The 14595-nt window shown below is 71.0% G+C and carries 15 protein-coding genes; 12 read left to right on the top strand and 3 right to left on the bottom strand.

From position 1 onward, the window contains the following. Positions 1-18: 18 nt before the first annotated feature. Together KNO15_RS13490 and KNO15_RS13485 are read right to left on the bottom strand one after the other, a co-directional pair. Complete coding sequence (locus KNO15_RS13490) at positions 19-1605, bottom strand: SdrD B-like domain-containing protein (protein ID WP_241704252.1); 1587 nt, start codon at positions 1603-1605, stop codon at positions 19-21. 307 nt (positions 1606-1912) lie between these two features. Next, complete coding sequence (locus KNO15_RS13485; protein WP_241704251.1) at positions 1913-2209, bottom strand: DUF2277 domain-containing protein; 297 nt, start codon at positions 2207-2209, stop codon at positions 1913-1915. A gap of 425 nt (positions 2210-2634) precedes the next feature. On the opposite strand from KNO15_RS13485, the gene KNO15_RS13480 reads away from it, so the two are divergent. Genes KNO15_RS13480 through KNO15_RS13460 form a run of 5 tightly spaced genes read left to right on the top strand, consistent with a single transcriptional unit; the run spans position 2635 to position 7507 of the window. Next, on the top strand, positions 2635-3492 hold the full coding sequence (locus tag KNO15_RS13480) for an alpha/beta hydrolase (protein ID WP_241704250.1): 858 nt from the start codon (positions 2635-2637) through the stop codon (positions 3490-3492). A 26-nt stretch (positions 3493-3518) separates the two neighbouring features. After that, a complete protein-coding gene (locus KNO15_RS13475) occupies positions 3519-4337 on the top strand; it encodes an alpha/beta fold hydrolase (protein ID WP_241704249.1) in 819 nt (272 codons plus the stop codon). Further along, complete coding sequence (locus tag KNO15_RS13470; protein ID WP_241704248.1) at positions 4321-5241, top strand: DUF5996 family protein; 921 nt, start codon at positions 4321-4323, stop codon at positions 5239-5241. The genes KNO15_RS13475 and KNO15_RS13470 overlap by 17 nt, the downstream gene beginning before the upstream one ends. Beyond that, complete coding sequence (locus KNO15_RS13465; RefSeq protein ID WP_241704247.1) at positions 5238-5918, top strand: hypothetical protein; 681 nt, start codon at positions 5238-5240, stop codon at positions 5916-5918. The genes KNO15_RS13470 and KNO15_RS13465 overlap by 4 nt, the downstream gene beginning before the upstream one ends. Continuing rightward, complete coding sequence (locus KNO15_RS13460) at positions 5915-7507, top strand: MFS transporter (RefSeq protein ID WP_241704246.1); 1593 nt, start codon at positions 5915-5917, stop codon at positions 7505-7507. Before KNO15_RS13465 ends, KNO15_RS13460 begins: the two co-directional genes overlap by 4 nt. Positions 7508-7519: 12 nt before the next feature. Here KNO15_RS13460 and KNO15_RS13455 read toward each other — a convergent pair whose 3' ends face one another. Continuing rightward, positions 7520-7966 carry a MarR family winged helix-turn-helix transcriptional regulator gene (locus KNO15_RS13455; RefSeq protein ID WP_241704245.1) on the bottom strand — a complete coding sequence of 149 codons (447 nt, stop codon included), beginning with the start codon at positions 7964-7966 and terminating at the stop codon, positions 7520-7522. A 62-nt stretch (positions 7967-8028) separates the two neighbouring features. On the opposite strand from KNO15_RS13455, the gene KNO15_RS13450 reads away from it, so the two are divergent. From KNO15_RS13450 to KNO15_RS13420, 7 genes are all read left to right on the top strand, one after another. Further along, positions 8029-8397, top strand: a complete 369-nt coding sequence (locus KNO15_RS13450; RefSeq protein WP_241704244.1) for a VOC family protein — start codon at positions 8029-8031, stop codon at positions 8395-8397. Positions 8398-8506: 109 nt separating this feature from the next. Further along, the gene (locus KNO15_RS13445; protein WP_241704243.1) at positions 8507-10180 is read left to right on the top strand and encodes an adenosylhomocysteinase; all 1674 of its coding nucleotides are present in this window, start codon (positions 8507-8509) and stop codon (positions 10178-10180) included. Then, a complete protein-coding gene (locus tag KNO15_RS13440; RefSeq protein WP_241704242.1) occupies positions 10177-11505 on the top strand; it encodes an amidohydrolase family protein in 1329 nt (442 codons plus the stop codon). Before KNO15_RS13445 ends, KNO15_RS13440 begins: the two co-directional genes overlap by 4 nt. Next, positions 11502-11996: a cupin domain-containing protein gene (locus tag KNO15_RS13435; protein WP_241704241.1), complete on the top strand. Its 495-nt coding sequence runs from the start codon at positions 11502-11504 to the stop codon at positions 11994-11996. The genes KNO15_RS13440 and KNO15_RS13435 overlap by 4 nt, the downstream gene beginning before the upstream one ends. Positions 11997-12072: 76 nt before the next feature. Beyond that, positions 12073-12921, top strand: coding sequence for an ABC transporter substrate-binding protein (locus tag KNO15_RS13430; RefSeq protein WP_241704240.1), 849 nt, complete (start codon positions 12073-12075; stop codon positions 12919-12921). 34 nt (positions 12922-12955) lie between these two features. Next, a complete protein-coding gene (locus KNO15_RS13425; protein WP_241704239.1) occupies positions 12956-13837 on the top strand; it encodes an amino acid ABC transporter permease in 882 nt (293 codons plus the stop codon). Next, a complete protein-coding gene (locus KNO15_RS13420) occupies positions 13834-14595 on the top strand; it encodes an amino acid ABC transporter ATP-binding protein (protein WP_241704238.1) in 762 nt (253 codons plus the stop codon). Before KNO15_RS13425 ends, KNO15_RS13420 begins: the two co-directional genes overlap by 4 nt.

The raw sequence follows: 14595 nt of genomic DNA, 5'->3' as shown, positions 1-14595 counted from the left end.
GAGGGATGGTCGGAGTGATCAGCCGTGCAGTTCTCCCCGGTGCGAGGGACGGCGGCGGCGGCTGACGAGGACCCCGCCCAGGCCGAGGGCGAGCAGCACGACGGCCCCGACGATCGGAAGGGCGATGTCGGACCCGGTGTGCGCGAGCGCGACCGTGTCACCGGTGCCGGTGGCCGTCGGGTGCGCGGGGGGCGCCGGCGGCGCCGGAGGGCCGGGGACGATCTGGCTGCCCGGGGTCGTCGTCGTGGGGTCGGTCGGGGTCGGCGTCGCGTGGAACCCGAAGTCGAGCGTGAGGTCGGAGGCGCCGTCGGTCGTCAGGTCGGTGGACTCCGCGCTCCACGTCGACGAGTCGCCCTGCGCATCGCCAACGTGCTCGAGGGTGGGGGTGAGCCCGTCGAGTGCCTTCGCCGACGCGGTCCGGTCGATCGTGACCGTGTAGTGCTGGCCCGCCGGGAGCACCGGGAGGCCGGAGAAGAGGTACTTCCCGTCGGCGTCGGTCACGGTCGGACCCACGACCTGCCCGCCGACGCCGGTCACCGGCGCGCCGGTCGGGCCGGTGAGCACCAGCGTCACGCCGGGGATGCCGTGCTCGCCGGCGTCCTGGCGGCCGTTCGCGTCGGAGTCCAGCCACACGTAGTCCCCGACGGAGACGGACTGCGTCCCGCTGCCGACGCCGCCGGCCGCGGTGCGCTTGATGGTCTGGGTCTTGGTCCAGGTCTGCCCCGGCGCCGTCACGGTGACGGCGTTGGAGTAGTTGCCGCGGCTCTGGTCGGTGATGGTGCCCTGGTAGCGGATGTCGATGAACTCGTTCGGCGCGATCCGGTCGAGGACGATGTGGAGCGTGGCGCCCGCGCAGTCCACGGTGTAGCGGTACGGGTCGAGCGCGGTGGTCGGAGTGCCTCCGGCGAGGCTGGCGCGCGTGGTGATCCGGATGGTGGCGCAGTCGATCGCGCTGCCGGGACCGATCTGGTCGACGATGTCGATGGGGCCGGTGTACCCGGTGGGGTTGCCCGGCAGCTCCACCAGCCAGTTGATGTTGTCCTTGGGATCGCGGGTGCCCTCGTAGGAGCCGTCGGCCCAGCCGGCGCCCTTCCAGAGTCCGCGCTGGGTGGGCGGGGTGGACGGCCCCGACGTGCCGGGGTCCGTCGGGGTCGGCGTCGGCTTCGGTGCGATCTCCACGGTGGCGATGCTCGTGCCGAAGGTGAGGACGACCGGTCCTCCGGTCTCGGTGACCACGCTGTGATCCCACTGCGCGGTGAGGAATCCGGATCCGGCGACGGAGCGATGGGACGCCACGTAGTCGGTCAGCGTGAAGACCACGGACTTGCCGCTCCACGCGGCTGTCGCGACCGGGCTCCCGTCGGCCGCCGCCAGGGTGAACCGGGCGAGGCTCGCGGCTTTCAGGGCGTCGGGGAGTTGCAGGGCGAACGTGTCGCCGGGTGCGCTGCCGTCCGGGACGGTCCAGGTGAAGTCGAGGCGGAGGCGCTCGCTGTAGCCGTACGACGACTTGTCGGTCTTCACGCTCGTGATCGCTCCGGGGATCTCGGCGGCGTTCGCGGGAGCCGCGAGGGCCGCGACCCCCGTGAGTGAGAGGAGGACGGCCACCAGTGATGCGATAATCCGCTTCGGCCAGGGTGATGTGGCGGCTCGGGTGCCGCGCAGGGCAGGGTGATGCATGTCGGGTATCACTGCTTTCGGGTAAGCGGTCCTTCCGCGGCGCGACGAACGCACCTCGGCAGAACGGGGCAACGGCCCTCCTCGACAGCCGCACGCATTCGGGGCGTTCGGGCGCCGCGACGGCTTCGGGGGCCGTCGCAACGGAGGGGTACTCACACGTGGTTCACCTGAGAGACGGGGGGACCCCTCCGTTATGACGCGAGGTCGGGGTGATTCTCAGGGTGAATACCTCGCCTCACACCGCCATCGTCCGGATGCGGACCTCCCGCTCCATCCGCTTCTCGTGGCGTTCGCGGCCCTTGACCGCCTCCAGCTCGCGGCTCTTCGGGGGAGCGTTCGTGACCAGCTGGTCGAGCATGCGGCGGGTGGCCTGGGCGATCTCGTCGATCGCCTGGTCGAAGGCAGCCGCGTTCGCTCGCGAGGGGCGTGTCGAGCCGCTGACCTTGCGGACGAATTGGAGCGCGGCTTCACGCACCTCGTCGTCGGTCGTGGGCGGTTCGAAGTTGTGGAGGCAGCGGATGTTCCGGCACATGCCGCGACGATACCCCGATCGGGGGCCCGCTGTGCGAGTTCTCAGGGAGCATGGCGCAGGATGTCTTGGTTACCCGCACCACGATAGGAACCACCCCCATGAGCTCGCTTCGCGACCACATCGAGCGCACCCTCCGCGACGTCGACGCCGACATCGCCGCCGAGACCGTCCCCGTCAGCACCGGCTCGTTCACCGCTCCACAGGGTCGCTGAACCCTCCTGACGCGCTTCGCGCCGCCCGATCGGCTCGTCGGATCTTGACACCCGCCCCACCCCGGCCCTAGACAGAGCGGGTGGCGGTCTTCACCCTCGACAACGTCCCCGCGGCCGACCGTGCCGCCGTGTCGGAGGGCGCGCTCCCTGGCCGCGACCGCACCACCTGACCTTCGTCGAGAGGCGGTCGTCGGGACCGCAGGAGAGGCCACCATGACCGATATCACCGAAGCCGAGCTGGACCAGATCGAGCGCGCGAACGCGACAGGGCGCCCGGTCGTCGTCTTCGTGCACGGGCTCTGGCTGCTCTCCAGCAGCTGGGACCCCTGGCGCGGGCTGTTCGAGCAGAACGGCTATGCGACCATCGCGCCGGGATGGCCGGACGAACCACCGAGCGTCGAGGAGGCGCGCGAGCATCCCGAGGCGTTCGCCAAGAAGATGGTGCAGCAGGTCACCGACCACTACCTGGCCGCGATCTCGCGGCTGACGGCGAAACCGGCGGTCATCGGCCACTCGTTCGGCGGCTTGATCGCCCAGAAGATCGCGGGCGAGGGCGCGTCCGCGGCCACGGTGGCGATCGACAACGCGCCGTTCCGCGGCGTGCTGCCGCTGCCGGCGTCGTCGATCAAGTCGGCCTTCCCCGTTCTCGGGAACCCGGCGAATCGCAGTCGTGCGGTCGCGCTGACCTTCGAGCAGTTCAGCTACGGCTGGGCCAACAACCTGGACGAGGAGGAGGCCCGCAGACTCTACGAGACGTACCACGTGCCCGCCGCGGGGGCACCGCTGTTCCAGGCGGTCGTTGCGAACTTCAACCCCTTCTCGAACAATGAGATCACGGCGGACACGAAGAACCCGGACCGCGGGCCGCTGCTGATCATCGCCGGAGCGGAGGACCACACCGTCCCGCTCGCGATCACCCGATCGACCTTCCACCTGCAGCAGAAGAACCCCGGAGTCACCGAGATGGTCGAGATCGAAGGACGCGGGCACTCGCTCACGATCGACCACGGCTGGCCCGACGTCGCTCAGCCCGCGCTGGACTTCGTCCAGCGCTTCCTGCCCGCCGACTGAACCACACGACTACTAGGAGAGACGCCATGCCGCACATCACCACCTCCGACGGGACCGAGCTCTACTACACCGACCAGGGGTCTGGCCGTCCCGTACTGTTCTCGCACGGCTGGCCGCTGAGCTCCGACGCCTGGCAGGTCGAGCTGAAGGTCTTCGCCGACGCCGGGTACCGCGTGATCGCCCACGACCGACGTGGCCATGGCCGGTCGTCGCAGACGTACACAGGCAACGACATGAGCACCTACGCGAGCGACCTCGCCCAGCTCGTCGACCACCTCGACCTCCGTGACCTCGTCGTGGTCGGGCACTCGACCGGGGGCGGCGAGGTCGTCCGCTACGCGGCGCAGCACGGCGCCGGACGGGTGCGCGCGGTCGTCACCGCCGGCGCCGTGCCTCCGCTGATGCTCCAGACCGACGCCAATCCCGAGGGCACGCCGATCGAGGCGTTCGACGGGATCCGGGCCAACGTGCTGCACGACCGGTCGCAGTTCTGGAAGGACCTCGCGCTGCCGTTCTACGGCTTCAACCGCGACGGCGCCCCGGTCTCGCAGGGTCTCGTCGACGACTTCTGGCGCCAGGGGATGCTGGTCAACCTGGCCGCCGCCTACGACTGTGTGAAGGCGTTCAGCGAGACCGACCAGACCGCCGACCTCCAGGCGCTGGACGTGCCGATCTTCATCGCGCATGGCGACGACGACCAGATCGTCCCGATCGCAGCGGCGGCGGAGAAGTCCATCGGGCTGGTGAAGGACGGGACGCTCAAGGTCTACCCGGGGGCGCCGCACGGGATCTACGGTGCGTACCAGCAGGAGCTCGACAGGGACATCCTTGCGTTCATCGCGTGACGCCGGGCCGACTCCGGTGCGCACAGCGCTCCCGATCGACTCGTGGCGCGACACCCGTGACACCCTCCACCTGTGGACGCAGGTCGTCGGCAAGATCCGGATGGCGCTCACCCCGCCGGTGAACCACTGGTGGCACGTGACGCTGTACCTGAGCGCCCGCGGTCTGGGCACCGGGCCGATCCCGATACCCGCGGGCATCCTCGACATCGAGTTCGACTTCGTCGAGCACAGGCTCGTCCTGCGCACCAGCGGCGGCGGGAGACGCATCCTCCCCCTCGCCGGGCAGTCGGTCGCCTCGTTCTACGAGTCGACCCTGAAGGCGCTGGGCGAGCTCGGGGTCGAGGTCGAGATCCACCCCGTCCCGAACGAGGTCGAGGTGGCCATCCCGTTCGCCCAGGACGTCGGGCACCGCAGCTATGTGCCCGATCAGGCGCACGCGTACTGGCTGCAGCTGATCGACGCGGACCGGCAGCTGCGACGGTTCCGATCGGACTTCACGGGCAAGGTCAGCCCCGTCCACTACTTCTGGGGGGCGATGGACCTCGCCGTCACCCGGTTCTCCGGCCGGGACGCCCCCGCTCATCCCGGCGGTGCGCCCAACTGCCCCGACAGCGTGATGCTCGAGGGATACTCGCGGGAGCTCAGCAGCGCCGGGTTCTGGCCGGGAGGAGGGTCCGAGGGTGCCTACTACTCGTATGCGTACCCGGCTCCGGAGGGCTTCGCGGACGCGCCGGTCCCCGCCGGCGCGTACTTCAGTGCGGAGCTCGGCGAGTTCCTGCTGCCGTACGAGACCGTGCGCCGGTCCGCCGATCCCGATGCGCTCGTTCAGGACTTCCTCCAGGCGACCTACCGCGCGGCCGCCGAGCTCGGCCGCTGGCCGTCGACGGTCGTGGTGGGGTCGTGACGGATCCCCAGCAGCCCGGAATCCCGGACGCGCGGGACTCGGCTGGGGCGCTCGGGGACCGTCCGCTGGCGTTCTACAACGCGCTGCTGACCGAGCACTTCGTGCTGGAGTCGGCACGGGGGATCACCGTGAGCGAATCGAGCAGCCGTGCCTCCCTCTACCTGATGACGCTCTCCAGCGGACTCGTCGCGTTCGGCTTCCTCGCGGCCACTCCCTATGCGTGGGTCTTCCTCGGGGTCGTGATCCCGGTCATCGTCATCCTCGGCGTCTTCACCTACGAGCGTCTCGTCCAGACCTCGCTGGAGGATGTGGCGGCGCTCGCGTCGATCCAGCGGATCCGCCGCTACTACGGCGGGCTGCTGCCGGGCGCTGACGCGTTCTTCCCCATCCCGCCGGGGAATGCGCCCAACGAACTGCTGGAGATCGGGCAGCGCGGCTATCGGCGCGGCGTGTTCTTCACCATCTCGTCGGCGATCGCGATCGTCAACTCGATCGTCGCCGGCGTGGGGATCGCCCTGCTCGTGTACTGGCCCAGCCGGAACATCGCGGTCGCGGTCGTGGTGGGCGTCCTCGCTGCGGTGGTCCTGATCGTCCTCCACGGCGCGTACCAGGAGTCGCGATACTTCCGGCAGCGTCGTCTGCTGTCCGCCGACCCGTCGAGGTCGGCGCCACGATGAGCTCCGCATTCGCACCGCTCGGCGTCCGGGTCTTCCGGCTGCTCTGGATCGCCGGCCTGGTCAGCAACATCGGCAGCTGGATGCAGACGGTCGGGGCGCAATGGCTGCTGGTCGAGCAGGGGAGTCCCGCGTCGGTGGTCGCGCTCGTGCAGACCGCTGCCGCAGCCCCGGTCCTGCTGCTCGCCCTCCCGGCCGGCGTGCTCGGCGAGTTCTTCAACCGGCGGACGCTGCTGATCGTCGTGCAGACGGCGCAGTTCCTGATCGTGCTCGGCCTGGCGTGGCTGACCTGGGCGGGAGCGATGACCCCCGCCCTGCTGCTCGCGGTGACGTTCCTGCTCGGTGCCGGCTCCGCCCTCCAGCTGCCCGCCTATCAGGCGGTCGTGCCGGACGTGGTGCCTGCGCCGATGATCGCCGATGCCGCCGTGCTGTCCTCGATCGGCGTCAACGTCGCGCGGGCGATCGGCCCGGCGCTGGCGGGCCTCGTGGTCGCACAGCTGGGGGTGACGGCGGTCTTCGTGGTGAACGCGCTGTCGTTCCTGGTCTTCCTCGTCGCGTTGTTCGCCTGGCGCGGGTACACGCCGAAGCGCGGCCGGCCGGAACGGTTCCTGGATGCGACCCGCGCCGGCGTGCGTTATGTGCGCAACGCGGGCGCGATCCGCGGGCTGTACCTGCGGCTCGCGCTGTTCCTCCTCCCGGCGAACGGTCTGTGGGCGCTGCTGCCCGTGCTGGCGAGCGCCGAGCTGCACCTGGACGCGGGAGGTTACGGCCTGCTGCTGGCTTCGCTCGGGGTGGGCTCGGTCGCCGGGGCGTTCCTGCTCCCTCCGCTGCGGGCGCGCTGGAGCACGGGGACGATCGTCGCCGTCGCGTCCGCCGTGTTCGGTGTCTGCATCGTCGTCGTCGCCCTGACCTCCCTGCTCTGGCTCGTCCTGATCGCGCTGGTGATCGGCGGGTTCGCCTGGATCGGCGTGATCGCGACGATCAACGGAACCGTGCAGTCGTTCCTGCCGGTGTGGGTGCGCACGCGCGGGCTCTCGATCTACCAGCTCGTGCTCTTCGGATCGACCGCCGTCGGGTCGGCCGTCACGGGTGCCCTGGCGGGCTGGGCGGGTGTGGTCGGCGTGCTGCTCGGCTGCGGGGCACTGCTCGTCGTGCTCGGGATCGTCAGCGCGCTGCGGCCGGCGATCGACACCCGCGACAAGGGCAGGGCGATCGTCGCGATGCCGCTGACCGACGTGCCGCTGGTGCAGGGGGAGGCTCCGGACGACCTCGGGGCGACGCCGGTGCTCGTACTGATCCGCTACGCCGTCGCGGCGGAGCGCCGCGACGAGTTCGCGCAGCGGATGGACGCCGTCGGCCGCTCACGACGGCGCACAGGCGCCCGCGACTGGGGGCTCTACACCGACCGCGAGGACCCCGCGGTGCTGGTGGAGGCCTTCCAGGTCGGATCGTGGAGCGAGCACCTGAGCCAGCACGAGGAGCGCATGACCGAGTACGACCGCCAGCTGCTCGACCGCGCACGGGCGCTCGCCGAGGGCGAGCCCGTCGTCGAGCACCTGTTGGAGGCTGAGGTGGCGCGGCGCCCTCGATGACCCGCCCGGTCGCTACTCGCCCCGCAGCGCCCGGACCATGCTCTGCAGGCTCCGGAACGCATCCGCCCGCTCTGGCTCGGTCATGCCGGACAGCATCCGCAGCTCCACGGACCGGACCGCCGCGGTCGCCTTCTCGAGACTCCGCCGGCCGCGGGGTGTGAGCCGGGTCGGGATCGCCTTGCCCACGGGCGCCTCGGCGGCCCGGGTGACGAAGCCGTCGCGCTCGAGCGCCTGGAGCAGCACGTTCATCGTCTGCCGGGTGACGAACGCTCCGCGTGCGAGCTCCGAGTTGGACAGGCCGGGGCGCTGGGCGAGCAGTTCGAGGCAGGAGTAGTGGGTCACGCTCATCCCCAGCGGGCGCAGCACCTCCTCCATGGCGGTGCGGAGGGCGCTCGACGCCTCCTTCAGCAAGTAGCCCAGCGACGTCTCCAGATCGATGCCTTCAGCGCCTTGACTCATGTCAGTAGTCTGACATAGGTTGATGCATGTCAGAAAACTGACATAAAAGAAGGAGTTCCACCATGCCCGCCACCGGCCCCGACTTCATCTCCCTGCAGGTCCGCGACCTCGACGCCTCCCAGGCGTTCTACGAGACCTACCTCGGTCTCGTCCGCTCGCCGGCCGGGCCCCCGCACGCCGTCGTCTTCGAGACTGCCCCGATCGCGTTCGCGCTGCGCGACCTTCTCCCCGGCACCGATCTCGACTCGGTCGCCGAGCCCGGCATCGGCGTCGCGCTCTGGCTGCACGCCACCGACGTGCAGGCGATCCACGACGCGCTCGTCGCCGACGGGCGCACCATCGTCTCCGCGCCGATCGACGGCCCGTTCGGACGCACCTTCACCTTCGCCGACCCCGACGGCTACCGGATCACCCTGCACGACAGGGCTTGATCCCTGCCGAGGGGCACGCAAACGCCCCTATTCCGCTGTTTTGAGGGCGCTTACGTGCCCCTCGGCGGCCCCTCGGCGGGAGCAGGTCGCCGGGCGATAAGCTGATCGCGTGTTCGAGGTGGCGAGCCGGAGCCCCCGGCAGTGGGCGGCGTCCGTCATCCTCGGTTTCGCGGAGACGACGAACCTCTCCATCGCCGGACGCCGCTTCGCCGTCCGCGGCAGCGGGCCGAACGCGGATGCGCTGATCGCTCTGCTGACCGCGATCGGAGCGCGCAGGGTCGCCGCCGGCGAGACGCCGGACTATCTCTTCGCCAGCGGAGAGGGCGAGACGCCGATCCTCCCGACCGACGTCGCCGAACTCGCCCCCGATCCCGACCGGCCGCTCGTGCTCGTGGATGCCGCACCGCCCACAGCCGTCGCCGACGACAGCGCGGGCGACGCCCTTCGCGCGGGCGACGCCCTTCGCGCGGGCGACGCCCTGCGCGCAGGTGTCTGGGCGACCTCCCTGCCGCACGTCGTCGTCGTGCGGCTCGACGACACCCGCCACGGCCCGCACGAGAGCGCCGCCGCCGACCGGATCGCCTGGGCCAGGCGCTTCATGCCCGCGTCCGCGCGGCTGGCCGCGCGACTGGCGGACGACGGCACGGTCCGCGGCGTGCGGATCGGCGTCAGCATGGTGCTCGAGCCGAAGACGGCCGTCCTCGCCCTGATGCTCCGCGAGGCGGGTGCGGAGGTCTCGGTGTTCTCCCACCCCGACGAGACGGACGACGACGTGGCCGACGCGCTCCGCGACGCCGGGCTCCGCGTCCACGCCCGGGCCGCCGCCGAGCCGGACGAGCACCGGGAGCTCGCTCTCGCGTTCCTCGAGGAACGCCCGACCGTGCTCGTCGATGACGGCTCGCACGTGATCCGGCTGGCGCACGAGGCGGCGCCGCACCTCCTCGACGGCATGGTCGGTGCGGCGGAGGAGACCACCAGCGGCCTGCGTCCGCTGCGGGCGATGGCCGCGGAGGGGCGCCTGCGCATCCCCGTCGTCGCGGTGAACGACGCACGCAGCAAGACCCTCTTCGACAACCGGTACGGCACCGGCCAGTCGTGCCTGTTCACGATCCTCGGGCTGACCGGGCTCGACCTCTTCGGCGCGGCTGTGGTGGTCGCCGGCTACGGACCCGTCGGCGAAGGGGTCGCCCGCCACGCGCGGGCGCTCGGCGCGACGGTCGTCGTCGCCGAGCCCGACCCCGTGCGCGCGCTGGCGGCGACGTACGACGGGTTCCGGGTGTCGCGGCTCGTGGAGGCGGTGGCCGCCGCCGACCTGGTGGTGTCCGCGACCGGGGTGCGCGGCACGATCGGGCTCGACGTCCTCCTGTCCTGCGCGCCGTCGGCCGTCGTCGCCGTCGCAGGAGGAGTGCCGCAGGAGGTCGCCGTCGACGACGCGCTCGCGGCCGGCGCGACGCGCGAGGTCATCGGCTGGAAGCGCGAGCGGATCACGTTCCCCGGCGGCACGAGCGTCGAGCTCCTCGACGACGGCGGCTGCATCAACGTGACGGCGGGAGAGGGCAACCCCATCGAGATCATGGACCTGTCGTTCGCCGTGCAGCTGTCGGCCATCCGCCACCTCGTCGAGACCGCGGGAACCCTCACGCCGGGGGTCCACCCGCTGCCGGCGACCGCGGACGACGCCGTCGCGGCGCAGGCGCTCGCCGCCGCCGGCCTCCGGATCGACGACGCGGCGGCGCCCGCGGCTCCCGCGCCGCTCTGGCCGCGCTTCGGGAGCGTCGCATGAGGGGCGACGTCACCGTCTACTCGGCAGGATTGGTGGTCCCGATGACCGCGCCGCCCATCCTGCGCGGGGCGGTCGCCGTCGCGGACGGGCGGATCCTGCACGTCGGCGAGCGGCGCTGGGTCATCGACTCGCTGGAGCAGCAGGACGTGCCCTACCTCGAGCACTGGTGGGACGGCGCTCTGCTGCCCGGCCTTGTGAACGCGCACTCGCACCTGCAGTACACCGGCATGGCCGAAGTCGGCGCGGGCCACTACTCCGGCTTCGACGACTGGGCGGACGCCTTCACCGTCGTCTACGAGAAGCCGCACGACTGGCGGGCCGACGCGCTGCTGGGCGCCGACGAGCTGATCCGCTGCGGTGTCACCGCCGTCGCCGACATCGTCACCGACCGGGAGGCCTCCGACGTCCTGCACGTGGCGGGGCTCCGCGGCATCGCGTTCTGGGAGGTGATGAACTGGGAGACGGCGGAGTGGAACGAGCGCGGTCGCGAGCAGGTCATCGCCGATCTGGAGGGCATCCCGGCGACTCCCGGCGCCGGACTGTCGCCGCACGCCCCCTACTCGCTCGACACCGTCCCGCTCCTCGACATGCCCGACATCGTCCGGCAGCGGGGGCAGCGGCTGCACATCCACCTCGGCGAGTCCGCGTTCGAGGAGGAGCGGCTCGACACGGAGGGCGGCGACACCCACCGCGCCTGGCATTTCGTCGGGGTGCAGAGCTTCCGCGCCCTGCGCTCGCTCGGCTTCGGGACGGGCGCGACCGAGTTCGTCGACCGGCTCGGTGTGCTCGGGCCCGACTGCCACGTCGCCCACGGCGTCTACATGACGGCCAAGGACCGCGCGCTGCTGCGTGCGCGCGGAACGTCCGTCGCGCTCTGCCCGCGCTCCAACGAGGTCATCGGCCTCGCGCCGCCGCCGGTCGCCGCCTACCTGAAGGAGGGGAGCGCGATCGCCGTCGGCACCGACTCCCTGTCGTCCAGCCCGTCGCTCGACCTGATGAGCGACGTGAGCGCGCTCCACCGGATCGCGCGCGAGCAGGGCTACACCCGGCGTGACCTGCACAGCCGGTTGCTGTCCGCCGCGACCCTCGGCGGCGCCCACGCGCTCGGCCTGGACGTCGGCCCCGCGCGAATCGGCCACCTCGCCGTCGGTGCGCTCGCCGACCTCTCGTTCTTCGACGTGCCGGTCGGCCGGGTGGGCGACACCCTCGCGGAGCTGGTGGAGGCCGGCTCCGGGCGCGTCGCCGCCACGGTCATCGGCGGCGACACACGCTGGTCGGCGCCGTCGTGGACCGGGCCACTGGTGACCGAAGGGGTGAGCTCATGAACGGGCCGGTGGAGCCCGTCGCCCGGCGTACGGTCGGCGGCGAGGTCATCGAGTGGGTCGTCCCCTCAGCCCGCGCGCTCACGCTGGGACTGGAGCCGCACCCCGAGGGCGGCTGGTACCGCCGCACCTGGGCGGCGGACGCCGTGGTCGCCACCGAGCGCGGCGACCGCCCTGCCGCGACCCTGATCTACTTCCTGCTGCCGCCGGGGGAGGCGTCGGCGTGGCACGTCGTCACCTCCGACGAGCTCTGGCTGTGGCACGGTCCCGATGCGCTGGCCCTGCAGCTGGGCGGCGACGGCGACGCCCCTGTCGCCGGGGAGGTCGTGACGCTCGGCGGGGACGAGGCGGCGGGCCAGCGCGCCCAGGCGCTCGTGCCCGCAGGAGTCTGGCAGCGCACGCTGCCGTCCGAGGGCGAGACACTGGTCAGCTGTATCGTCTCGCCGGGGTTCAGCTTCGACGATTTCACCCTCCACGCCCTAAACAATCCGTAATCGTCGCGCGCGCGCGCGACGGTTTCCTCTACCATCGATTGATTTGGTCGCCCGAGACCGTCTGAAAGGTGCTCCCGTGTCCGCAGCCTCCTCCCGCTTCACCCGTGTGCTCGCCGCCGTCGGCGCCGCGGTCGTCGTCGCCGCCCTGGCCGCCTGCAGCTCGACCCCGTCGAGCAGCGGCGCATCGAGCCACGGCCTGCAGACGCAGACCGCGGGCAAGCTCACCATCGCGACCGGCCAGCCGGCCTACTCGCCGTGGGTCATCGACGACAAGCCGCAGAGCGGCAAGGGCTTCGAGGCGGCCGTCGCCTACGCCGTCGCCGAGAAGCTCGGCTTCGCCAAGAGCGACGTCGTCTGGACCCGCACCACGTTCGACAGCGCCATCGCGCCTGGACCCAAGACGTTCGACCTGAACATCCAGCAGTTCACGATCTCCGCTGACCGCAAGAAGGCCGTCGACTTCTCGTCGCCGTACTACACGACCAGCCAGGCGCTGGTGACCACGAAGTCGTCGCCCGCCGCCTCCGTGACCTCGGTCGAGGGCCTCAAGAAGATCAAGATCGGCGTCGCGACCGCGACCACCACGCTGACGCTCGTGAAGAAGGAGGTCGGGGGCGACAACATCTCGGTCTTCAACTCCAACGACGACGCGGTGCTCGCCCTCAAGACCGGCCAGGTCGACGCTGTCGCGACCGACCTCCCGACCGCGTTCTACCTCGCCGACTCCCAGGTCGACAACGGGGTCGTGAGCGGCCAGTTCGCCGACACCTCCGGCGGCGATCAGTTCGGCATCGTGCTCCCCAAGGACTCGCCGAACACCAAGAAGGTCAGCGAGGCCGTCGACGCGCTGCGCTCGAGCGGCGAGCTGGACGCGATCACCAAGAAGTGGCTGTCGACGACGGTGAACGTCCCGGTCTTCAAGTGATCGGACGCCCTCCCGCGATCGCCGGGGCTCCCGCGTGAGCCCGCGAACGGCTCAGCAGCAGACCAGACTCGACGGCACGCCGCTGAGCGGCGTCGAGCTGGACCGCCGCGCCTTCCGTGCCAAGCAGTCGGGCCGGTCGGTGCTGATCAGCCTCGCGAGCACCATCGTGCTGGCGGTGGTTGTATGGCTGACCGTGGTGAACACGCCGGGCTGGGCGCTCGTGCAGCAGTCGTTCTTCAACGTGAAGGTCGGCTGGGAGTACCTCGGCTCGATCCTGCTCGGCCTCTGGCTGAACATCCAGATCCTGTTCTACGCCGCGATCGGCGTCGCGATCTTCGGGACGCTGATCGCGATCGTGCGCACCCTGCGCGGCCCGGTGTTCTTCCCGCTGCGGGTCATCGCGACGGTCTACACCGACCTGTTCCGCGGGATGCCGCTGATCATCGTGCTCTACCTGGTCGGTTTCGGCATCCCGGCGCTCGGCGTCATCCCCCGCATGCCACCGGAGTTCTGGGGCACGATCGCGCTCATCCTGACCTACTCCGCCTACGTGGCGGAGGTGCTGCGCGCGGGGATGGAGGCCGTGCACCCCTCGCAACGGCTGGCGGCGCGTTCGCTCGGGCTCTCGCACGCGCAGATGCTCCGCCTCGTCGTGCTCCCGCAGGGTGTCCGCAAGGTGACCCCGGCGCTCGTCAACGACTTCGTCTCGATGCAGAAGGACGTCGGCCTCGTCTCGGTGCTCGGCGCCGTGGATGCGGTTCGCGCCGCCCAGATCGCGTCGGCGGACGCCTACAACTTCACTCCCTACATCGTGGCCGGACTGCTGTTCGTCGCGATCAGCTGGCCGCTCATCCGCCTCACCGACTGGCTGTCGGCTCGGGCGCAGAAGCGCGAACAGATCGGAGGCACGGTGTGACCGCAGCCGAGACCCCGGCCTCCGACGTCGTCCTGCGCGTCGAGGGTCTGTACAAGAGCTTCGGGGACACCCCGGTGCTGCGCGGCATCGACCTGGAGGTGGACCAGCATCAGGTCGTCGTCGCGATCGGCGCGAGCGGCTCCGGCAAGTCGACGCTGCTGAAGACGATCAACCTGCTGGAGCAGATCGACGACGGCCGCATCTTCCTCAAGGGCGAGGACATCAGCGACCCGCGCATCGACGTCGACCGCACGCGCGCCCGCATCGGCGTGGTGTTCCAGCAGTTCAACCTGTTCCCGCACCTGAGCGTGCTCGACAACGTGACGCTCGCCAGCCGCAAGGTGCACGGCGTCCCGCGCGCCGAGGCGGAGGCGACGGCCGTGCAGTGGCTGGAGCGCATCGGCCTCGGCGCGAAGGTCAAGGACTTCCCCGACCGGCTCTCGGGCGGCCAGCAGCAGCGGGTCGCGATCATCCGCGCGATCGTGACCAATCCGGAGCTGCTGCTGCTCGACGAGATCACCAGCGCCCTCGACCCGCTGCTCGTCGGCGAGGTGCTCGACCTGGTGACGGAGCTGAAGGCGGCGGGCTCCACCATCCTGATGACGACGCACGAGATGCACTTCGCCCGCACCGTCGCCGACCACATCATCTTCCTCAACGACGGCGTGCTCCTGGAGCAGGGACCGCCGGAACAGGTGTTCGGCGACCCGCGCGAGGAGGCCACCCGGCAGTACCTGGCGCGGGTGCACAGCGGCTGA

Origin of the sequence: Leifsonia shinshuensis, from assembly GCF_022606355.1 — a bacterium.
Taxonomy (GTDB): domain Bacteria; phylum Actinomycetota; class Actinomycetes; order Actinomycetales; family Microbacteriaceae; genus Leifsonia; species Leifsonia shinshuensis_B.
This window is presented reverse-complemented; position numbering and strand designations above follow the sequence as displayed.